This is a genomic window from Streptomyces sp. x-19 (assembly GCF_046549115.1).
Classification (GTDB): Bacteria; Actinomycetota; Actinomycetes; order Streptomycetales; family Streptomycetaceae; genus Streptomyces; species Streptomyces albulus_C.
Window position 1 is genome coordinate 1 of record NZ_JAJPWK010000045.1, and the last position, 21733, is coordinate 21733.

The window sequence follows — 21733 nt, forward strand, 5'->3', positions numbered from 1 at the left end:
TGGCGGGTGGTGGGGTGCCCGGACGTAAAGCGCAGCAGTCCGGGCACCCCACCACCCGCCAACCCGGCACCGCACCCCACAAGCCCCGCGCAGCGGACAACGCCCCGCGCCGCAGGCGCAACGGCGAGACGCCCCACGGCGGGACGGCCGACGACGTACGACGAAGCCCCCGCGCAGCGGACAACGTGGGAAACCCACCCCGGAGGGGAACCGTCAGGCCGCCAGGTCCTGGACCGGCTCCGCGGGGACCACCGGGCCGGGCTCAGCGTCGCGACCCGGCTCCGCGCCGCGGCCGGCCCGTACCAGGGGGGCCAGTGGCGAGCGCTCGATCGCGGCCGTCATCGGCACGAGGAGGGCTTGGGCGAGGGGGGCGAGCAGCAGGGCGACGGCCGTGCCGAGGGCGAATCCGCCGATCACGTCGGTGGGGTAGTGGACGCCCATGTAGACCCGGCAGAACCCTTCGAGCAGTGCCAGCCCGATCCCGATCAGGCCGAAGCGGCGGTGGGCGACGAAGAGGCCGACGCCGACGGCCATGGTGAGCGTGGCGTGGTCGCTGACGAACGAGAAGTCGCTCTTGCCGGGGATCAGTACCGCCAGGCCGGCGTGGTCCTTGAACGGCCGGGGTCGTTCGACGAAGCCCCGGATCGGGATGTTGGCGAGCAGTGCCAGCCCGGCGGCCAGGGGGGCCCAGAGCAGTCCGGCGATCGCGGCCGGCCCGTCCGGTCGGCGTCGTGCGACCCACCAGGCGATCAGGCACAGCACTCCGAGGGCGGCGATGATGCCGTACTCGCCGACGAACTCCATCGCGCGGTTCACCCAGTGCGGGGCGTCCTTCGCGAGGCCGTTGATGCCGTCGAGCACGTCGACGTCGGGGTTCGGCCCCTCGAATGCGAGTCCAGCCATCTAACCGTGGCCCCTTATCTTCCGCGCGCCGTGCGAGCGCCGCCTACGTGCTACCAACCCCCGTTGCCGATCTGCGTGGCCGTCGAGCGCGTGCCGCCGCGAGCGTTGCCGTGTCCCCACGCCAGGGGAACGCGCCGTCCGCTCCCGGCGTTCCACTCTCCACGGGATGATCACCAGGACGTTATCGAAGCTTGATGCGTCACCGCAGTTCAGGACTCATGTTCACCCGCCGTTCCCGGTGGGGAGCGCTTTCGCGCCATCCGACGTCACGCGGGTGGCCCCGATGTAGTCCGGCGTGTCGATCTTGTCGAACCGGATCACCGCGCCGGTGTAGGGCGCGTTGATCATGTATCCGCCGCCCACGTACATGCCCACGTGGTGGATGGAGCGCGGGTCGTTGAGGTCGTAGGCGAAGAACACCAGGTCACCGGGGAGCAACTCGCTCCGCTTGGGGTGCGGTCCGGCGTTCCACTGGTCGTTGGCCACCCGCGGCAGTTCAATGCCGACCGAGTGGTAGGCGGCCTTGGTCAGCCCCGAGCAGTCGAACCGCCCGCCCTGGTCGGCCGTGCCGTTGCCGCCCCACAGGTACGGCGTGCCGAGCTTGCCCTGGGCGTAGTAGATGGCGGCCGCGGCCTGCTGGGAGGAGGCCACCGGGCCGACCGGGGCCTCGAAGCTCTTGGCCAGGGTCGTGATCGTCTTCACGTAGTTCTGCGTCTCGCGGTACGGCGGCACGCCGTTGTACTGGATGACGCGGTAGGCGCCGGCGTTGTACGCGGCGAGCATGTTCGCGGTGGCGTTGCCCGCCGCGTCCTTCACGTAGCTCGCCAGTTCGCAGTCGTACGAGGCGGCCGACGGGATCGCGTCCTCCGGGTCCCAGATGTCCTTCTTGCCGTCGCCGTTGCCGTCGATGCCGTGGGTGGCCCACGTCCCCGGGATGAACTGCGCTATCCCGCGGGCGTCCGCGGGGCTCTGGGCGCGCGCGTTCCACCCGCTCTCCTGGTAGAGCTGCGCCGCCAGCAGCGCCGGGTTGATGGCCGGGCAGAGCGTCCCCCACTTCGCCACCAGTGACTGGTACGCGGCCGGCACCGCCCCCTTGGCCAGCCCGACGGCCCGGCCCGTGGCGCCCGCCAGCCCGGCCGCCGCCCCGTACGTACCGATCACGAGCAGCGCGACCAGGCAGAACAACAGCCCCACGCCGAGCCCACTGGCCATCCAGAATTTCCGCACCCCACAACCCTCCCCCATTCAGGCCCGGTTCACAGCCCTTTCGCCGGCCACCGCCGCGCGTTGCCTCCGCACCGCGGCGCACGGCCAGGCGCACGGGGCGCTTCGAACGGCGTGCGATTCCCGTCACATGCGTGCGCAGCCACCCCACGGCCCCCGAAGCACCGCCTCCACCGGCCCCTTTGAAGCCCCCTCAGCTCCGCGCCCCAGCCCTTGGGGCGCCCTCATCCTCGCGCGGAGCCCACCCGCCACGACAGTCATTGCTCAGCGTTATCGCCCGTGATACACACGGTGAGACAATGGGAGACGGCGGACGCCGGACGGGGTCGCTCGCACGACACCCGCACCGGATCCGTCGAAGAAAGCCGCCAAGTCGACATCTGATGGCGTCTTTGTCAGCGAAGATAGAGACTGGATCCGTGCCGCACCGCGCGGCACGACAACTACCCATAAAGGGGCGGTGAGTTCACACATGTTCATTGCAGCCGAAAAGGGCGACATCACCACCATCATCGGCGGAATCGCCCCGGACTGGGGACCGTTCGGCACCCTGGGCAACGAAGCCCGTGTGATGGTGGAAGTCATCATGGCGGTGGCGATCCTGCTCTGCCTCGGCATCGCCATCTGGGGCGCGGCCAAGCAGCGGATCGGCGCGACCGCACTGCGCGACACCTTCAGCGCCGAGCAGGGCAAGGGCCTGATCGTGGCCGGCCTCACAGGCGTCTTCATCATCGGCTCACTGGGCACGCTGTTCACCATCGTCTACGGCATGGCCGTCTAGCCGGCCGGCCGGCAGCCGCACACCGGCACCCCGACGGCCCGACACCCGTCCCGCCGGACGGCCCGGGCCCCCGGCGGGACGGGCACCACCCTCAAGCCCTGCCCGCCGCCACCGGCCAGCACACCGCGCACGTCGGCACGCACCCGTCCCGACGCCGCCGCCCGTGCGCCCCCGCCCGGCCCCTCTCCGCCGTCCCGTGCCCTTCCGTACCCCCACATGTCCCGCCCCCTGCCCGAGGCCCCATGCTGACGCCCCCTCACCCCGGACCGCGGGGCCCCGAGCCACGCCGTGCCCACGCCCGTCACCAGCGGGCCGGTTGGGGTGCCCGCGGCGCGGGGACAGGTGCTTGCGGAGACAAGCAGGCCGCGGCGGGCGTTCGACGGACGAGGGGTACAAACCGCCCAGAGTCCCCCATTCGCCTCTGCCGCCCAGCAACTGAGGAACCGTCACGGTGAGATGTACTCGTACCACTTCACCCGAGCCGCCGCCCGCGCAGCTACGGTCATATGAAGGCGGCACACCAACGGCACGGACGGCGAGGGCGGCAACGGCGATGGCGGCAGAGGGGGCACAGGCGCGATGAGTATCGGCGACGACGGAGGCTACGGCGACGGCCGCGGATCCGGCACGGGCCAGACCAGGACCAGACTCCCCGACGGCGAGACCGATCCGTACGCCGCCCCGCGCCGCGCCCGGGCCGGCCTCTCCAGCCGCAACCTCATCACGGTCGTCGGCGTGGTCGTCCTCCTGCTCGCGGCCATCGCCTTCGCGAACCGCGGCGGCAGCGGCAACAGCGAGACGGACACCGGCTCCACCGGCTCCTCCCAGAACCAGGCCGCGGCCCAGCCCACCGCCCCCACCGGCACCAAGCCGGTCGGCGGCAAGACCGGCGGCATCCCCTCCGGCTTCCCGCAGACGGAGCAGGGGGCGCAGTCGGCGGCGGCGAATTACGTGGTGGCGCTGGGCAGCGACGGCATGTACAACGCCGCCCGGCGGCAGGAGATCGTCCAGGCCGTCTATGCGCCATCCGTGGCGGCGGCGCGCGCGGGCGAGCTCGACAAGACCTACGCGAACCCCGCCCTCCTCAAGCAGTTCGGCCTCAAGCCGGACGGCACCGCGCCTCAGGGCATGACGTTCGTCGCGCGCGCCAACCCGGTCGGCACGAAGACCGAAGGGTTCAAGGGCGACACGGCCAAGGTCTCGGTCTGGTACTCGGCGCTCTTCGGCCTCGCGGGCGCGAACTCCCAGAAGCCGGTGACGGAGAGTTGGTACACCACCACCTATGACCTGCAGTGGGCCAACGGGAACTGGAAGGTCGTCGACTTCACGCAGAAGAACGGCCCCGCTCCGATCGGGCGCGACCAAGCCGTCGCGTCGGCCGACGACATGACCAAGGCAGTGCAAGGCTACGGAGGTTTCACCTATGCCCGGTAAGCCCAGGCACCGCCGTGTGCCCTCGGTCGTCGCCGCGCTCGCAGCCGCGCAGGCCCTCGTCCTCATGCTCGCGACACGTGCCGTGGCTGCGCCGCCGAACCCCTGCGCCGGCTTCAGCGGCCCCGCCCTGCAGGACTGCCAGCAGCAGAACCAGGGCGGAGGCGGCTCCCTCCCCGGCAACCCCCTCGACAACAACCCCCTGGACCCCCTCGGTTCGCTCGCGCAGGGGTGTGCGAAGGCTGCCGCGTGGATTGTCGACAAATTGTCGGAGGCGGTGAAGGCCACCTCGCAGGTGGACTTCACCAATGCGGCGTTCCTGCGGCAGTACGCGGTGGTGTTCGCGGCGTCGACCGTGCTGACGCTGGTGCTGTGGCTGCTCGCGGTGGCCAAGCGGGCCGTGCGGGGGGTGCGGTTGACCGAGGCGATCAGTGAGGCGGTCGGGTTCCTCTGGCTGACGGTGCTGGCGTCCGCGTTCACGCCGCTGATCCTTTACACGGTGGTGTCGGCGACCGACGGGGTCACCGAGATCATCGCGAAGGGGACGGGGGCGCAGACCGACACGTTCTTCGGGGCGTTCTCGCAGGCGCTGACCAAGGGGACGGACATCGGTGGCGGCCCGATCATGCTGATCGTGGTGTCGCTGGTGTCGGTGCTGGCGGCCGGTGTGCTGTGGCTGGAGCTGGTGATCCGGGCAGCGCTGTTGTACGTCGGGGCGCTGCTGGGGACCGTGGTGTACGCCGGGCTGGTCGACAAGAACATGTGGGGGCACGTCCGCCGCTGGGCCGGGATCATGATCGCGGTGATCATGGTGAAACCGGTGATCGTGATCGTGTTGGGCATCGCCGGGGCGCTCTCCGGGGACAAGGGGCCGAACGCCTTCTCGGCCGTGGTGTCCGGGCTCGCCATCATCGTCCTGGCGATCTTCGCGAGTGCGGTGATCTACCGGTTCGTGCCGGGCTTCGGCGACGAGATGGTGTCGGCGCGGAGCAGTAAGGGCCGGGCCACGGACGGGAGTCAGGCGGCAGCCATGATCTCGTCGCCCGCGGCGCTGGTGTCGCAGGGCATCAAGACGCACAGTGCCCGCCGGTCGGGCGGGGACGGCGGGGGCGGCGCCCAGGGCGGGCAGTCCCGGCCGGCCGACGGGGTGTCCGGCGGTGTCGCCGCGCACGGCTCCCGTTCCGCCTCGACGGCGCCGGCGCCCCGTACGACCCCCGGCACCGGCGGTTCCCGGACCGGCAAGACACCTGGAGGTGAGGGGCGTTGAGCACGCCGTCCCAGCCGATCGCGCCGCGGCGCACGTACCTGATCGGCCGTGCCCGGCCCAACGCCGTCGTCGGCAAGAACCGGGAGACCGGCGAGATCACGCTGATCATCGCCGGTGCGTTCCTCGGGATGATGTGCGGGCTGCTGGTCCCGTCGCTGCCGCTGCGGATCGCCAGCCTGACGGGCTTCCCGATGCTGGGGCTGGCCCTGGTCTACGTGCCCTACAAGGGGCGCACGTACTACAAGTGGTTCGAGATCCGGCGGAGTTTCCGCCGAACCGTGCGCAAGGGAGGAGCGGTGTACCGCTCCGGGGCCATGGAGGCCGGCGTACGACTGGACGGGAGAGAAGTGGAGATCGGGCCGCCGCCCGGCATCGGGCGGATCAGTTGGTTGTCGGCGCCGTTCGGGCCGGACGAGATCGCGGTGCTGCTGCACGCCGACCGGCGGACGGTGACCGCGGCGATCGAGATCGAGGGGCCGGGTGTCGGCCTGCGGGACAGCGAGGACCAGGAGGCGCTGGTCGACCGGTTCGGGACGCTGCTGAAGCACGTGGCCAACGGGGACGGGTTCGTGACCCGGTTGCAGATGCTGGCGCGGACGCTGCCCGCCGATCCGGACGCGCACGCCAAGGACGTCGCCCAGCGGGGCGACACCGGCTCCCCGCAGTGGTTGCGGGAGTCCTACGACCAGTTGCAGTCGATGGTGTCGACGTCGTCCGAGCAGCACCGGGCCTATCTGGTCGCCTGCATGCACTACACGCGGGAGCTGGCCACCGAGGCGGTCACCATGGCCCGGGCCTCGGCGGCCCAGCGCAGCGGTCTGCTGCGCCGGAAGCTGGACCGGGACGCCGGGCTGGCGGTGGTGATGGCCCGTGAGCTGACGGACATCTGCGCACGGTTGACGGAGGCGGACATCCGGGTGCGCCAGCCCCTCGGGCAGGCCCGCCTGGCGTCGTTGGTGCACTCCATGTACGACCCGGACCACCCGATCGACCACATCCAGGCGATGAGCCGGCGCAACGCCTGGCCGGCCGAGCTGGACGCGACCGAGCCGACGTACCTCCAGGCCAAGACCCGCGAGTCGTCGACCCGGGCGCCCTGGTGCCACGCCACCGCGTGGGTCAAGGAGTGGCCGCTGACCCCGGTGGGCGTGAACTTCCTCGCGCCGCTGCTCGTCCACACCCCGGACGTGATCCGGACGGTCGCGGTCTGCATGGACCTGGAGCCCACCGAGGTGGCCATCGAGCGGATGCTGACGGAGAAGACCAACGACGACGCCGAGGCGAGCCGGGCGGCGAAGATGAACCGGGTGGTGGACCCGCGGGACGTGGCGCACCACGGCCGGGTGGACCAGCGCGGCGAGGACCTGGCGTCCGGTGCGGCCGGGGTCAACCTCGTGGGTTACCTCACCGTCTCGTCGCGCTCCCCCGAGGCGTTGGCCCGCGACAAGCGGACCATCCGTGCCTCGGCGGGGAAGTCCTACCTCAAGCTGGAATGGTGCGACCGTGAGCACCACCGGGCCTTCGTGAACACCCTGCCGTTCGCGACCGGTATCCGCCGCTAACGCCGCCAACGCCGCTTAAGCCCTGGGAGGCGCGTACGCCATGGCCATGTTCGATCCGCTCGGTGCCCTCACCGAAGCCTTCACCAGCTTCCTGTTCGGGAAGGTGGAGTCGACGCGGCTGCCGGTACGCACCTCCACCGGCCAGGCGCAGGCGGTGTACCTGCCGACGGCGGCGCCCGGGCTCGGCGACTCGGGCGTGATCATCGGGCGGGAGGTGTACTCCGGCAAGGGCTACATCTACGACCCGTTCCAGCTGTACGGGCAGCAGTTGCCGGCGCCGCACTGGCTGGTGCTCGGCGAGTCCGGCAACGGCAAGTCCGCGCTGGAGAAGACCTACGTGCTGCGGCAGCTGCGGTTCCGCGACCGGCAGGTGGTGGTGCTCGACGCACAGGGTGAGGACGGCGTCGGCGAGTGGAACCTCATCGCCCAGGAGCTGGGGATAACGCCCATCCGCCTGGATCCGACCGCGGCCCTCAACGGCGGCATCCGCCTCAACCCGCTCGACCCCTCGATCACCACCACCGGCCAGCTGGCCCTGCTGCGGACCATCATCGAGGTCGCCATGGGGCACGGCCTGGACGAGCGTTCCGGCTTCGCCCTGAAGGTCGCGCACGCGGCGGTGCTCACCCAGTACGAGGAGCCGGCGGACGGGACGCCGCGCCCGGGCCGGCAGCCGGTGCTGTCCGACATCGTCGAGCAGTTGCGGCACCCCGAGCCGGCCTCCGCGGAGGCGATGAACGTCGACATAGACGACGTCCGCGCCTGGGGCCTGGACGTGGCGCTGGTGTTGGACCGGCTGGTCGACGGTGACCTGCGCGGGATGTTCGACGGGCCGACCACGGCCGGCATCGACCTGGACGCACCGCTGATCGTCTTCGACCTCTCGCACATCGACCGGAACTCCATCGCGATGCCGATCCTGATGGCGATCGTGGGGGTGTGGCTGGAGCACACCTGGATCCGGCCCGACCGCAAGAAGCGGATCTTCCTCGTCGAGGAGGCCTGGCACATCATCAACTCGCCGTTCGTGGCGCAGCTCTTCCAGCGGCTGCTGAAGTTCGGCCGCCGGCTGGGCCTGTCGTTCGTGGCGGTCGTGCACCACCTCAGCGACGTGGTCGACGGCGCGGCGGCCCGGGAGGCCGCGGCGATCCTCAAGATGGCGTCCACCCGGACCATCTACGCCCAGAAGGCCGACGAGGCCCGGGCCACCGGTCGGGTGCTCGGACTGCCGCGCTGGGCGGTGGAGATCATCCCGACCCTGACGCCCGGCATCGCCGTCTGGGACGTCAACGGCAACGTGCAGGTCGTCAAGCACCTGATCACGGAGGCCGAACGGCCGCTGGTCTACACCGACCGGGCGATGACCGAGTCGTCCCCGCTGCCGACGGACGAGGCCCGTTCGCTGGCGCTGGCGGCGGACGCCGAGGCCGAGGCGCGCGCCGAGGCCATCGCACTGGAACGGCAGTTGCGCAACGAGTCGAGCGAGACGGTGGCGTGAGGCGCGGATTCTACGCGGACGGCCGCGACGACGGCCGCGGCGGCGACTACGAACGAGGCCACGACGGGCGCTACGCGCGCGGCGACGGCCGCGGTGGCCGGCCTCGGGGCCGGGGCGTGCCCGACGGGCTGCTGGTCGGGCTGATCGGGTTCCTGCTCGGGCTGACCCTGGTGGTGTGGACGGCGACCGGCCTGGCCGGGCTGCTCGCGCACGGCGGCTGGCCGACGGGGGTGACGTACACCGGCACGCCGCTCGCGCTGCGGCACCTGATCACCGCGCCGCACGACGTCGCGGCGGCGTGGCCGGGCACCCCGAAGGGCGAGCTGTCGGGCTACGGGCTGTTCTGGGGGCTGTTCGTCGGCGAGCTGATGGTGCTGCTGGTGCTGGCGATCTTCGCGTTGGGCACGCTCACGCGGTACCGGGCCGTCCGGGCGGCGCGGCGGGCCCAGGGGCGGGCGCCGGCCGACGGGGCGGGCCGGCCCGGGCCGGTCGGGCCCGCGGGGGCGGAGACCGCCGCGCCCGCAGTGGTGCCGGCGGCCCCGGTGCCCGCGGCGGCGCCGGCCGTCCCCCAGGTGCCGGTCGTGGAACCGCCGCCGGCCGCCGACCCGCTCCCGGAGCAGCGCGGCACCACCCCCGCCGCCGGGCCCGCGGTCGCTCCCGTGGTCGTGGCCACCCCGGCCGCCGCGCCGGAACCGACGCTCCCACGCATCGAGTTCGGCAGCGATCGGGCCGTCACCCGGGCCGCGGCGCTGGCCGCCGCCACCGCCGCCCCGGGCCCGCTGGTCCTCGCCACCACCGATCCCGCGCTGTGGGCCGAGACCAAGGACGCCCGCGCCAAGCTGGGTCCGGTGCTGGCCTACGACCCCGCGCACCGCCTCGACACCCCGGCCCGGCTGCGCTGGTCGCCCACCACGGGCTGCGAGGAGATCGGCACCGCGGCCGCCCGGGCGGCGGCGCTGCTGGCCCCGGTCCGGCCGGCCAGCGCACTGGACTCCGCCGTCGCGGACGCCGCGCAGACCCTGCTGCGCTGTTGGCTGCACGCCGCCGCGCTGGACGGCCGCCCGTTCCGCCAGCTGCACCGCTGGGCGCACGCCGCGGGCGGCGCCCAGGAACCGGTCCGCATCCTGCGCACCGACGCCAAGGCGTCCGCCGGTCAGGCCGGCGAGCTGGAGTCGGTGCTCACCGCGCACGCCGAACGCCGGGAAATGGCCAAGGAGTTGGTCGGCCGGGCGCTGGCCGCGCTCTCCTCGGTCCACATTCGCGACGCCAGCAATTCGCTGCGATCGGATGCGCTCGTTCTCGAATCTTTCGTCGCCGAGGGGGGAACGCTGTACCTGGTGGGCGAGTCCATCGAGGACCCGCGCACCGATCCGGGTGCGATGCCGTTGCTCACCGCACTCCTCTCGCACGTGGTCGAGCACGGCCGCCGCATGGCCGAACGGTCATCCGCCGGTCGGCTCGACCCACCACTCACCCTCGTCCTGGACGACATCGCGGCGCTCGCCCCGCTGCCCGCGCTGCCGGGCCTGCTCCAGACGGGCCAAGAGCGCGGCCTGCTGACGTTGGCCACCATGCGCTCCCGGGAGCAGGCCCGGGCCCGCTGGCCGCAGGACTTCGCCCCGGTCTGACGCGGCCCGTCGGGGCGCTACCCGACCGCCACCGGCACCGGGCGCGGCGGCGCCGAGACCAGGTGGTCCGCCAGCTGGGGCCAGTGCCCGGTCAGGTAGAAGTGGTCGCCGCCGGGGAAGACCCGCAGCCGGAAGCCGGCGCGGGTGCGCGCCTGCCAGGCGGCCGCTTCCGCGACGCTGACCAGTGGGTCCCGGTCGCCGGTCAGGACGGTGACCGGGGTGGCCAGCGGCGGCCCGGGCCGGTGCCGGTAGGTCTCCACCGCTTTGTAGTCGCTGCGGACCACCGGCAGCGCCATGGCCAGCACGTCCCGGTTGTCCAGCAGCCGCTGGTCGGTGCCCCGGGTCCGCCGGATCTCGTCGATCAGCCCGTCGTCGTCCCGCAGGTGCACGGTGCCGCCGGGGACCCGGGTCGGCGCCCAGGCGCTGGAGACGATCAGGTGCGCCGGGGCGCGGCCGTCGCGTTCCAGGAGCCGGGCCACCTCGTACGCCACCAGGGCGCCCATGCTGTGCCCGAGCAGGACCAGCGGACGGTCGGGCAGCGCCGTCAGGGCCCGGTGCGCGCCGGCGGCCAGCGTCCGCAGGTCCTCGACGCGGGCCTCCCGGATCCGGTCGTTGCGGCCCGGGTACTGGACCGCCAGGACCTCGTGGGGGCGGCCGCCGACGGTGCGGGCGGCGACGGCGGTGGCGAGCGGCCGGTAGGTGCCGGCGCCGCCGCCCGCGTGCGGGAAGCAGACCACCCGGGCGGCGCCGGCCGCCGACTGCGCCGGCCCCGGGCGCAGCCGCCGCAGCCACGGGTCGGCGGCGGGCGCCGACCGGGGCCGCGGGAGGGTGACGGTCGGGGCGTCACATGCCACGGGTGTAGCCCCCGTCGACCGTGAGGGACTGCGCCGTGATGGCGGCCGCCCGGTCGGACGCCAGGAAGCCGATCAGTTCGGCGGCCTCCCGTGCCTCGACCAGCCGCCGCAGCGGGATGGACTTGCGGGCCTGGCGCAGCATCCGCGCCGGGTCCGCGCCGATCTCCTCGGCGGAGGCGGCGATCTCGCGGCGCAGCATCGGGGTGTCGATCCAGCCCGGCAGCACGGCGTTGACGGTGATGCCTCGGGCCGCCAGGTCCAGGGCGAGGCCCTTGGTGTAGCCGATCAGGCCGTGCTTGGAGGCGCAGTAGGCGGTGTTGCGCATCTTGCCGGCCTTGCCGAGGATCGACGAGACGTTGACGATCCGGCCGCCGTCGACGAGGTGTTCCAGGCAGGTGGCGGTGACCGCGAAGGTGCCGTGCAGGTTGACGTCCAGCACCCGCAGCCAGGTCTCCTCGTCGTCCGGGCCGTTCTCGTCGGCGACGCCGGCGTTGTTGACCAGGACGTGCAGCGGTCCGGCGGCGCGCAGCGCGGTGCGCAGTGCGCCGCGGACCGCCGCCCGCTCGCGCAGGTCCACGGCGAGCGGGGTGACCTGCGCGCCCAGGCCCTGCACTTCCTTGGCGACGGTCTCCAATTGGGCGGCGTCCCGGTCGAGCAGGAGCAGCCGGGCCGCGCCGGACTCGGCCAGCAGCAGCGCCACTTCGCGGCCGATGCCCTGGGCGGCGCCGGTGACCACCGCGGTCCGGCCGGCCAGCTCGCCCGCGGCGGGGCCCGTCACGGGGGTGTCGAGTGCGTCGATTTCGCTCATGGTCGGGCCCTCACGCCATCTTCAGGCCGCCGTCGACGTGCAGTACCTCGCCCGTGGTGTAGGTGTTGCGCGGGCTGGCGAGGTACGTCACGGCGTCGGCGATGGTCTCGGGTTCGGCGTACTTCTTCAGCAGCAGCCGGCTCATGATCTCTTCCTCGCCGTGGGCGCGGATGGTGTCGGTCATGTCGGTGTTGATCACGCCCGGGGCGACCGCGTTGACGAGGATGTGCCGGGAGGCCAGCTCGACCGCCATCGCCTTGGTGAAGGACTCCAGACCGCCCTTGGCCGCCGCGTAGTTGGACTGGCCGCGGCCCGGCTTGGAGGCGGCGGACGAGGAGACGTTGACGATCCGCCCGTAGCGCTGGCGCAGCATCGCGGGGGCCACCGCCTGGACGGTGAGCATCGGGGCGACGAGGTTGGTGCGCAGTACGTCCTCGATGTCCGCGAGGCTCTGGTTGACCAGCAGTTCGTCGCGGGTGATGCCGGCGTTGTTCACCAGGACGTCGATCCGTCCGAAGGAGGCGCGGACGCCGGAGACCACCGTGTGCGGCACCTCGGGGTCGGACAGGTCGCCCTGGAACAGCTCGACCCTGCGGCCCAGCTTGGCGATCTGCTCGGCGACCTGTTCCGCCTCGGCGGTGGCGGAGCGGTAGTTGAGGGCGATGTCGCAGCCCTCCTCGGCCAGCTTGACGGCGATGGCGCGGCCGATGCCCCGGCTGCCGCCGGTCACCAGGGCCACCTGGCCTGCGAATTCCATGAGCTGACGGGTCCTTTCGAGGGTGGTCGGTCGGGGCGCGGGCCCCTCGGGCCGGGCGCCGCACGCGGCGGAGGCCCGCGACGGGTGGCGTGCGGCGCCCGGGGGCTCGCCCAGCGGTGGCCGGGGCGGGTTCACACCGAGTGGGCGCTCTTGTAGTCGGCCAGCCGCAGCCCGTGCGCGTCGGCCAGGGCGGCGATGTCGAGGACCTGCTGGCGGCTGATGTTCCCGTAGGAGTAGTGCCGGTCGATGCCGGCCAGGCCCATCAGCGCGGTCTCGGCCATGCAGGCGAAGAGCTGGCCGGCCTCCAGGAAGGCCCGCGCCGAGGGGTGCAGGCTCTCGCCGTGGGGCGTGGCGACGATGCCGCCGAGCATGTACGCCAGGTCCGGGCGCTGCACGGTCAGGTCGGGCACCGCGTTGTTGGGGACCGCGATGTCGCAGACCACCGCGTCGGGCGCGAAGTGCTCGCCGGTCAGGAACGGCTCGGGGCTGTTGGAGGCGCACAGCACCAGCTGCGCCTCGCGGAGCGCGTCGCCGTCCTGGGTGACGGTCAGGAACGGGTCCCGGCCGTACTGCTCTTCCAGGTGGGCGGCGATCGCCTTGCCGCGGTCGGCGGCGTCCTCGCCCTCGGCGGACGCCCCGTCGGCGAGCCACTTGGCGATCAGCGGTTCCTCGGCCAGCCGGGCCGGGATGCCGGTCAGCTCGCCGCCGGCCGCGATCCGCGCCCAGCACTCCTGGTAGATGCCGTGCACGGTGGCGCGCAGCCGGCGTGCCGAACCGTCCCGGCGGCTGCCGACCAGCACGATCTTGCTGAGCTTCTCGGCGAACAGCTGGCTGTAGACGGAGGCGATGTTGCCGGCCGCGCCGACCACCGCCAGCGTGGCGTCGGCGACCGCGAAGCCGCGGTCCTGCGCGCCGCGTTCCATGGCCCGTACGCCCATCGCGACGGTCAGCGCGTTGCCGGAGGTCAGTGCGATGCCCGGGACGTTGAGCGAGGTGCAGTTGTGGGTGACGATCGAGGTGTACATGCCGAGCCCGGCGACCTCGCAGCCGTCCTCGCGGGCCGCCTGCACCCGCTCCTCGACGTCCGCCCGGATGCCGGCGACGTCCCCGGACGCCAGGTAGCGGCCCATCTGCTCGGAGCCGACCATCAGCGGGTAGAGCGCGAACTCCACGGCGCTGCCCAGCGGCGAGTCGATCCGCACGCCCGGGTAGGGCGCCGCCTTCTTCACCGGGTCCATGCCCAGCACGAAGGCGCGCAGCGCGGCGTCGCTGAAGTCGGCCAGCGCCGGGTCCACCTGCCGCAGGTGGGCCGGGGTGATCAGGTGGTTGACGAACGCCACCTTGCGGACCGGGCCGGTGACCGGGCGCGGCTCGCCCTGCTCGTAGCCCTCGACCGAGCCGCGGAAGTCGCGGATCTCCGCCCGCGGCTTGGGGATCGTCCGGTCGCTGGCCGGGTGGACCAGGTGCAGGGTGTCCTCGTAGCGCAGGATGCGGCAGAGCCGGTCGAGGGCGCCGCGCAGCCGCTCGATCTCCTCGTCGGTCAGGAAGACGGACGGCTGGATGCGCAGCACGTTGCCGGCGCTGCCGGTCGGCGCGATGCGGATCCGCTCCTGGCGCAGCAGGTAGCCGGAGAGGAGGTAGCCCAGCGCCCCGGTGTAGGCACTGCCGCGCAGCACCATGGAGCGGGCCTCGCCCTGGTCGCGCAGTTGGACGCCGAGGAACAGGCCCTTGCCGCGGATGTCCTCGATGACGTCCGGGTAGGCCGACTTGAGGTCGGCCAGCATCTCGACCAGCCGCTCGCCGCGCTCGGTGACCTGCCGGTACGCCTGGCCGTCCGCGTCCTCCAGCATCTCGACGACCTTGCGGGCGACGGACGAGGAGAAGTCGTCCATGGCGAACGTCGAGCTGTGGATCAGGTCGAACTCGCCCTGGTACAGCGAGCGGCGGACCAGCATCGCGGAGATCTTGGCCAGGCCGCCGCCGAGCGACTTCGACAGGGTGTAGTAGTCGCCGCGCAGCCCGATCAACGAGCTGGCCAGGAAGGCGCCGCAGCGGCCCATGCCGCTCTGCACCTCGTCGATGATCAGGGCGGTGCCGACCTTGTTGCAGAACAGCCGGATGGCGCGGCCCTGTTCGGCGGTGAGCGCGTGGATGCCGCCCTCGCCCTGCACCGGCTCGACCATGAAGGCGGTGATGGCCGGGAAGTCCCGTTCGACGATCCGCACCCGGCCGTCGGCGAGTTCGGCGTCGAGCAGCACCACCCGCTCGTCCTCGGCGATCCGGTCCAGCAGCTCCGGCTGGTCCATGGGGACGAAGCGGACCCGGGTGCCCAGGTTCTGGAAGGGGGTGCGGAAGCCGGCGTTGTAGGTGAGCTGGACGCTGCCGACGAGCTTGCCGTGGAAGGACCGCTCCAGGGCCAGGAAGAGCGGCTTGGTGGCCAGCGCCGCCGCGTTGTGCGCGCCGATCGCGGCCAGCAGGCCGTCGATGCCGGCGGTCGGGGCGACCTGCCCCTGGAGGGCGGGCAGCTGGTGGGCGGCCGGGTCGACGGTGGCCGCGCCGCGGCGGACCGCGTCCCGGGCCGCCTGGAGGTGGGCGTCGGTCTCCTCGGCCAGCGCCGCCGCCTTGGTCACCCGGACCAGCTCGGCGTGTTTGACGGCCGCCTCGACGGCCTCGGCGCCGCTGTTGCCGAAGGTGGCCAGGTACGGCTCCTTGATGCCGGTCTCCCGGCGGACGACGTCGCTGAGCGCGGCGCCGAGCCGGCCGGCCTCGCCGCGCAGCGAGAACTGGGCGTGCACGGCCCGGTTCTGGTCCAGCAGCTCCTTGGCGTGCGCGACGATCTCCGGGTGGTTGTGGCCGAAGATCAGCGAGCCGTAGCCGCCCATCAGGTCCAGGACCGGCACCAACTCGCCCTGCTCGTCGCGGTGGTAGAGGGTGTTGCCCTCGGCCCGCTCGTACTCGACGTCCAGCCCCAGGGCGGTGAACACCCGGCCCATCTGCGGCTGTACGAATTCGGTGAAGGCTGACGTGGCTGACATTGCTGGTGGTCTCCTAGGCGAGGTGCGGCCGCTTGGCGAGCAGTGCTCCCGCGAACCCGTTGAAACTGCTGTGCAGGCTGAGGACGGAGTCGATGCGCCGCTTGCGGGCCGACCCGGTGACGAAGTCGGTGCCGTCGTCCGGCGGGGTCGTCAGGTGCGCGATCGGCGGCAGCTCCCCGGTGGCGAACAGGCTCGGGGCCAGCGCCAGTTCGGCGAGCGGGCCGGCGGCCCCCAGGGTGCCGGTGACCGGCCGCACGGAGCTGACCGGCACGCCGCTGTCCTTCAGCAGCGCGCGCAGCAGCTCGGCCTCGGCGGCGTCGTGCTGGACGGTGCCCTTGCCGTCGGCGAGGACGGCGCCGAGGGTGTCCGGCGTCACCCCGTGCGCGGCCATCAGGCCGCGGGCGCTCTCGGCCAGCGCGGCCGGGCCGACGCCGTTGTCCACGGCGGGCCGCAGCGCCGCGCCCAGCACCTCCACCAGCGGCCGGGCGCCGCGCGCCGCGGCGTCCCCGGCCCGCTCCAGGACCAGCGCCACCGCGCCCTCGGCGAGCACCGTGCCGTCCCGTTCGGCGTCGAAGCTGCGCAGCGAGGCGGCGCCGCGGCCGCCGGCGGTGAGGTGCCCGGCGCGGTACTGCGCGGCCAGCTTCAGCGGCTCGTTGTAGCTGCCGGCGCCGACGACCAGCGCGGTGTCGCAGGCGCCCTGGCGGAGGCTGAACGCGGCCCGCTGGAGGGCGCCCAGCGAGGCCCCGGCGTCCTGCACGAACGCCGCGCAGTCGCCGCGGAACCGCTCGGCGATGCTGACCAGCGCCAGGGTGTTGTTGTTCAGCGCCCGGATGACGGTGAACGGGTTGAAGGTCGCGGCGTTGCCGAACGCCTCCGCCACCACCCGCGTGAGGTCCGCGCCGACCTGCGGCGAGGTGTCGGTGCGGGCCCGGTTGAGGGCCTTGTGGAAGGCGGCCACGCTCAGTTCGGTGGAGTCGTCCTGCGCGACGTAGAGGCCGCGCCGCTCCTCCGGGATGGCCTGCCAGCTCTCGCCGGCCTGCCGCATGGCGTCCTCCGCGGCCAGCACCGCGTTGAAGGTGAACCCGGTGCCGAACTTGCGCAGTTTGTGGGGGACGCTGTCCCGGCTGGCCTGCTGGAGTTCGGCGGGCACGTGCCCGAAGTGGGTGATCTTCTTCGTCCGGACGTAGGGGTCCTGGTAGGGCGTGAGCGCGGGGCGCGCCTCGCGCCAGGCCGTCCACAGGGCCTCGGGCCCGCGCCCGGTGGGCAGCACGGCGCCGATGCCGGTGACGACGATCGCGTCGGGGTCGAAGCCCGGGTCGCGGGCCGGGCCGGAACCGGCGCCGTCGGCGCCGGGAAGGAGGTCGTCGCGCACCGCGGTGTCGGTGCTCGAAACGATGTCAGTGCTCATAACCACGCACCACCAGACTGGCGTTGAGTCCGCCGAAGCCGAAGGAATTGCTCACAGCCACCGACACCTCCTGGTACCGCGCCTTCTCGGGCACGTAGTCCAGGTCGCAGGCCGGATCCGGGTTCTCCAGATTCAGCGTCGGCGGCACGATGCCGTCCCGTACGGACAGCACGGTGGCGATCAGCTCGGGCGCGCCGGCGGCGGCGATTAGGTGCCCGAGCATCGTCTTGTTGGCGGTGACCGCCAGCTTCCGGTAGTGCTCGCCGGCCGCGAACACGTCCTTGATCGCCCGGGTCTCGATCGGGTCGTTGAGGGGGGTGGAGGTGCCGTGCGCGTTGATGGAGTCCACCGCGTCCGGCGCCACCTGGCCGTCCGCCAGCGCCCGGCTCATCGCCAGTGCCGCCCCGTGCCCCTCCGGGTGGGGGGCGGTGACCTGGTGGGCGTCCAACGAGGTGCCGAAACCGATCAGTTCGGCGTAGACGGTCGCGCCGCGCCGCCGGGCGCTCTCCTCGCTCTCCAGCACCACCATGGCCGCGCCCTCGGCGGCCACCAGCCCGCTGCGGTCCCGGTCGAAGGCCCGGCACAGCCGGTCCCCGAACAGCTCGGAGGTGGACGGCGCGCCGAGCAGGTGCAGCCCGGTCATGGTCGGCAGGTTGAGCACCGAGTCGGCACCGCCCACCACCATCGCGTCCACCTCCCCGCGGCGGATCATCCGCAGGCCGTGGCCGATGGCGTGGGTGGCCCCGGCGCAGGCGGTGGAGAAGTTCAGCGCCGGACCGCGCAGCCGGTGCCGGGTCGCGATCCCGGCGGCCAGCGCGTCGTTGGTGCAGAACAGGCCGCTGGCCCGGTCCAGTTGGTCGCGTCGCCCGAAGAGCGTCTGCCAGCTGGGCCGGCCGTCCTCGCCGATCGCGTGCAGCAGCTCGTAGGGGTCCCGCTCCGGCACGCCCGAACCGACCGCGGTGCCGATCCGGCCGACCGCGCCCGGCCCGTCGATTCCGGCGTCGGCGAGCGCCTGCGCGGCGGCCGCCAGCCCGAACCGGGTGCGCCGCTCCAGCGGCCGGTCCGGGTCCGCCTCGGCGCCGTGGCGCGCGGCGAACGCGGCGTCGTCGACCGGTGCCGCGTAGCGCACCGGGAAGTCCGCCACGCCGGGCAACTGCCAGGCGCGGATCGCGGAGCGGCCCGCGGTCAGCCCCTCCCACATGGTCTGCCAGTCGAGCCCCAGTCCGCAGACGGCGCCCAGTCCGGTCACCACGACCCGGCGGCTCATTTCTCGGCTCCTTCCAGTACGACGGCGCACACCTGGCCGCGTGCGCCGCAGGCCAGCACCAGGGCCCGCGGGGCGGGCAGCGCCTCCTCGCGCACCGCGTCGCCGTCGGCGACCAACCGCCGCCCGGACGCCAGGCCGTGCAGCGCCAGCAGCGCGTGCGCCAACGGGTGGGCGGGCCCCAGCACCCCGGTGGCCCGTTCGCTGGTGACGTGCGCCGGCCGCGGCGCGGCGCCCGCGAAGACGCGGTCCAGCGCGGCGCTCTGGGCTCGTGCGCCGTCCACCGTCCAGGCGGCGTCGGGCAGCACCCAGCCGATCCCGTCGGCGTCCGTGCCGGCCGTCTCCAGGGCCGCGTGGACGGCCTCGGCGATCGCCTCGCTGCGGTCCTCGGCTCCGGCGCCGAAGGCCCGGCCGTAGCCGGCCAGTCGCGCCCCGGGTGCCCCGGAGGCGGCCGCGGAGCCGGTGGCGCCGTCGGCCGGTTCGGCGAGCAGGAAGGCCGCACCCTCCCCGGGCACCGCCCCGTTCCACCCCAGCTCCTCGTACTGTGCGAAGAGCAGCGGATGCACCTTGGGGCTCACCGCTCCGACCAGCGCCGCCTCGTTCTCGCCCTCGGCGACCGACAGCGCCCCGTCGATCAGGGCCGTCAGTCCGGCGTCGGAGAACGGCGAGTACGCGGCCATGGCCCCGGTCAGTGCGAAGACCGCCGAGACGTGCGCCGCCGCGGTGCTGTTCAGGTGCGACAGCCCGCTGAACGGCGGGACCTCCCGGCCGTAGAGCGCGGCGACGTCGCCGGGCGAGCCGGCGACCTGGTGCAGCCGGTCCAGGGCTCCGAACCGCAGCAGCTCCTCGTCCACCGTGGGCAGTCCCAGGTAGAGCCCCCAGCCGGGGCCGCCCACCGTGCCGCGCTCCGTCGCGCCGGCCAGTGCCAGCCGCGCCCCGTAGAGCGCCATCCGGGCCTGCTTCTCCGAGGTGCGCAGCACCCTGCGGTGCACCCCGAGGGTGGCCGCGTCGGGGTCGTCCACCAGGAAGGCGGTGTCGAACTCCGGCCACGGGCCGGCCAGCGCCTCGGTCGGCCGGCGGGTGTCCTTGCCGGCGACCAGGGTCTCCCACAGGTCGCCGGGGTCGGTGCCGGCCGCGGTGTAGAGCCCGGGCGCGGTCAGTCGCACGTCGCGCGTCGTCATGGCCGCGCTCCCCCGGCCTCGGCCAGGATCAGCGAGCAGTTCTGCCCGCCGAAGCCGAAGGAGTTGGACAGCACCGCGGTGACCCGCGCCGGACGCCGCTCGGTGACCACGTCCAGGCCGCTGGTGACCTCGTCGGGTTCGGTGAAGTTGAGCGTCGGCAGCAGGGTCTGCCGCTGGAGGCTGAGCACCGACAGCACCGCCTCGGCCGCCCCGCTGTTCGCCAGCGAGTGCCCCATGGCGGACTTGTTGCCGGTGATGGGCAGGTGGGCCGCCCGCGCCCCGAAGACGGTGTGCAGGGCCGCCGCCTCACAGGTGTCGTTGGCCTCGGTCGAGGTCCCGTGGGCGTTGACGTGGTCGATGTCCTCCGGGACGAGCCCGGCGTCGGTGAGCGCGGCCCGCATGCACTGGGCGTAGTCCGCGCCGTCCCGCGAGCTGGACGTCATCTTCACCGCCTCGGTCACCCCGGCGTACCCGGCGACCGTGGCCAGGATGCGGGCGCCGCGCGCCTCGGCGTGCGCCCGGGACTCCAGGACGAGGAAGGCCGCGCCGTCCCCGATGACGAAGCCCGAGCGGTCCTTGTCGAAGGGGCGGCTGATCTGCGCCGGGTCCCGCCCGTCGGCCGGGGCGAGCGCGCCCACCCCGTAGAAGGCGGTGACGGAGGTGAGCGTGGTGAGGCTCTCGGCGCCGCCGGCGAGCGCCACGTCGAGGGTGCCGCTGCGGAGGTAGCGGTAGGCGCTGCCGATCGCCATGCCGCCCGCGGCGCAGGCGTCGGCGTGGGTCTCCAGGACGCCGGCGGCGCCGAAGTAGTCGGCGAGCGCGGCGGTGGCGGAGTCGGGCTGGACCTTCTGGTACCGCTGCGGGTCGAGCCCGTCGGCCGCGTCCGGCGCCGCCGGGCCGTCGAGCCGCTCCAGGTAGCCGTCCAGGTCCAGCGCGCCGGCCTCGTGGTCCACGTGGTCGGCGAGCGCGGTCAGTTCGGCCGGCTCCATGACCATGCGGTTGCAGGCGAGGAAGACGCCGCCGCGCTCGGAGTCCAGCCGCCGCGGCAGTCCGCTGCGCTGCCATGCCTGGGCGGCGGCGTGCCAGGCGAGGACGCCGGCCGACCCCAGCGGTCCGGCCTCCTCGGGCACCGCGTCCGCGAGCTGCTGCCGGACCTCGGGGTCGATGTGCGCCGAGACGGCGCAGGGGACGCCCCACTCCTTGTGGAGGGGGTGCTCGGTGATGAGCGTGCGTCCTTCCGCGAGGTGGTCGAACAGCGCCTCCGGGTCCGTGAGTTGCCCGGCGACCAGGCCGATCCCGGTCACCACGACCTCGTGTTCGGCCCCGTTGGATATGTGGGGTGTCACTTGCATTCCTTTCGCACGACTCGTACGAGCGACGCCTGCCGCACCGGCCCCGGGCGGTCAGCCGACGGGCTGGGCGTGCCCGATGGCGACGAGCGCCGCGCGGACGCCCTCGGCCATCACCTCGTCGCCGGTGGCCGCCTCCAGCGCGGCACCGCAGCCGGCGCAGATCGCCTTGCCGGACGCGGCCAGTTCGGCCTTGTCGGCGCCGCACTCGGTGCAGGTCTCGGGCAGGTGGTCGAAGAGGGCGTGGGTGAAGGCGGCCCAGTGCGCGCTGGTGGCGGCCGCGGCGACCTCGTAGGGCCGCTGACCGGCGTGGACCTGCTCCGCGGAGTAGCCGAAGGCGCTGCGGCGCAGTACCTCGGCGGCCAGTTCGGTGATGCCGCCGCGCTCGTCGTAGAGCTGCTCGGAGCCGCCGAGGGCGGTGGCGAGCTGGTCCAGGACGTTCGACTTCGGCAGCGCCACGCCGAGCTTGGTCTCCATTTCGAAGCGGAATTCGACCAGGTCCAGGGATTCCGCGCCGAGGTCGGCGACGAGGGTGGCGTCCGGGGTGACCTCGTCCGCGCCGGTGCCCAGGACCTGGGCCAGGCCGTCCCGCACGATGTCCTGGATCTGCTCGGCCTCGTAGGGGTTCTGCATGTTTCTCTCCTCGTTTTTGAGCACTCTGAACACCGCCGTCGACCAGCCAAGGAAAATCCCGGAAAACGGCAGCGGAAATTACCTGACGGTACGTTTCCGGCCGGCGCGATCCGGCGCCGAAAGGTCGCGGGGCATCACGTTTTCACGATGCCG

The 21733-nt window shown here is 73.2% G+C and carries 17 protein-coding genes; 6 read left to right on the forward strand and 11 right to left on the reverse strand.

Translation table 11 applies throughout. From position 1 onward, the window contains the following. Positions 1-213 precede the first annotated feature (213 nt). Positions 214-903, reverse strand: a complete 690-nt coding sequence (locus ACLJT4_RS40535; RefSeq protein ID WP_411130068.1) for a phosphatase PAP2 family protein — start codon at positions 901-903, stop codon at positions 214-216. A gap of 222 nt (positions 904-1125) precedes the next feature. After that, entirely contained in the window at positions 1126-2130 is a 1005-nt protein-coding gene (locus ACLJT4_RS40540; RefSeq protein WP_411130069.1) for an NlpC/P60 family protein, read from the reverse strand. 469 nt (positions 2131-2599) lie between these two features. Between ACLJT4_RS40540 and ACLJT4_RS40545 the strand changes: the two genes are divergently transcribed. The 6 genes from ACLJT4_RS40545 to ACLJT4_RS40570 all read left to right on the forward strand — a co-directional run bounded on the left by ACLJT4_RS40545 (position 2600) and on the right by ACLJT4_RS40570 (position 10294). Then, entirely contained in the window at positions 2600-2908 is a 309-nt protein-coding gene (locus ACLJT4_RS40545) for a hypothetical protein (RefSeq protein ID WP_016575456.1), read from the forward strand. A gap of 579 nt (positions 2909-3487) precedes the next feature. After that, positions 3488-4342: a hypothetical protein gene (locus tag ACLJT4_RS40550; protein WP_411130071.1), complete on the forward strand. Its 855-nt coding sequence runs from the start codon at positions 3488-3490 to the stop codon at positions 4340-4342. Then, complete coding sequence (locus ACLJT4_RS40555; protein ID WP_411130073.1) at positions 4332-5606, forward strand: hypothetical protein; 1275 nt, start codon at positions 4332-4334, stop codon at positions 5604-5606. Before ACLJT4_RS40550 ends, ACLJT4_RS40555 begins: the two co-directional genes overlap by 11 nt. Then, complete coding sequence (locus ACLJT4_RS40560; protein ID WP_411130074.1) at positions 5603-7168, forward strand: SCO6880 family protein; 1566 nt, start codon at positions 5603-5605, stop codon at positions 7166-7168. Before ACLJT4_RS40555 ends, ACLJT4_RS40560 begins: the two co-directional genes overlap by 4 nt. Positions 7169-7214: 46 nt before the next feature. Further along, positions 7215-8666 (forward strand): ATP-binding protein, encoded by a 1452-nt coding sequence (locus tag ACLJT4_RS40565; protein ID WP_037634516.1) that lies wholly within the window; start codon positions 7215-7217, stop codon positions 8664-8666. After that, the gene (locus tag ACLJT4_RS40570; protein ID WP_411130076.1) at positions 8663-10294 is read left to right on the forward strand and encodes a type VI secretion protein; all 1632 of its coding nucleotides are present in this window, start codon (positions 8663-8665) and stop codon (positions 10292-10294) included. The genes ACLJT4_RS40565 and ACLJT4_RS40570 overlap by 4 nt, the downstream gene beginning before the upstream one ends. A gap of 17 nt (positions 10295-10311) precedes the next feature. On the opposite strand, the gene ACLJT4_RS40575 is transcribed toward ACLJT4_RS40570, so the two are convergent. The 9 genes from ACLJT4_RS40575 to ACLJT4_RS40615 form a co-directional block, all read right to left on the reverse strand. After that, the gene (locus ACLJT4_RS40575) at positions 10312-11148 is read right to left on the reverse strand and encodes a thioesterase II family protein (protein WP_411130078.1); all 837 of its coding nucleotides are present in this window, start codon (positions 11146-11148) and stop codon (positions 10312-10314) included. Continuing rightward, positions 11138-11956, reverse strand: coding sequence for an SDR family NAD(P)-dependent oxidoreductase (locus ACLJT4_RS40580; protein WP_411130079.1), 819 nt, complete (start codon positions 11954-11956; stop codon positions 11138-11140). Before ACLJT4_RS40580 ends, ACLJT4_RS40575 begins: the two co-directional genes overlap by 11 nt. A gap of 10 nt (positions 11957-11966) precedes the next feature. After that, complete coding sequence (locus ACLJT4_RS40585) at positions 11967-12713, reverse strand: 3-oxoacyl-ACP reductase family protein (RefSeq protein WP_411130080.1); 747 nt, start codon at positions 12711-12713, stop codon at positions 11967-11969. A 131-nt stretch (positions 12714-12844) separates the two neighbouring features. Beyond that, entirely contained in the window at positions 12845-15748 is a 2904-nt protein-coding gene (locus ACLJT4_RS40590) for an aminotransferase class III-fold pyridoxal phosphate-dependent enzyme (RefSeq protein ID WP_411130081.1), read from the reverse strand. A gap of 13 nt (positions 15749-15761) precedes the next feature. After that, positions 15762-17156 carry a beta-ketoacyl synthase N-terminal-like domain-containing protein gene (locus tag ACLJT4_RS40595; protein WP_411130083.1) on the reverse strand — a complete coding sequence of 465 codons (1395 nt, stop codon included), beginning with the start codon at positions 17154-17156 and terminating at the stop codon, positions 15762-15764. Then, positions 17146-18423 (reverse strand): beta-ketoacyl-[acyl-carrier-protein] synthase family protein, encoded by a 1278-nt coding sequence (locus tag ACLJT4_RS40600; protein ID WP_411130085.1) that lies wholly within the window; start codon positions 18421-18423, stop codon positions 17146-17148. Before ACLJT4_RS40600 ends, ACLJT4_RS40595 begins: the two co-directional genes overlap by 11 nt. Then, positions 18420-19601: a beta-ketoacyl synthase N-terminal-like domain-containing protein gene (locus ACLJT4_RS40605; protein WP_411130086.1), complete on the reverse strand. Its 1182-nt coding sequence runs from the start codon at positions 19599-19601 to the stop codon at positions 18420-18422. The genes ACLJT4_RS40600 and ACLJT4_RS40605 overlap by 4 nt, the downstream gene beginning before the upstream one ends. Beyond that, positions 19598-20944 carry a beta-ketoacyl-[acyl-carrier-protein] synthase family protein gene (locus ACLJT4_RS40610; RefSeq protein WP_411130087.1) on the reverse strand — a complete coding sequence of 449 codons (1347 nt, stop codon included), beginning with the start codon at positions 20942-20944 and terminating at the stop codon, positions 19598-19600. The genes ACLJT4_RS40605 and ACLJT4_RS40610 overlap by 4 nt, the downstream gene beginning before the upstream one ends. 57 nt (positions 20945-21001) lie before the next feature. Then, positions 21002-21580 (reverse strand): acyl carrier protein, encoded by a 579-nt coding sequence (locus tag ACLJT4_RS40615; RefSeq protein ID WP_016573856.1) that lies wholly within the window; start codon positions 21578-21580, stop codon positions 21002-21004. Positions 21581-21733: the final 153 nt, after the last annotated feature.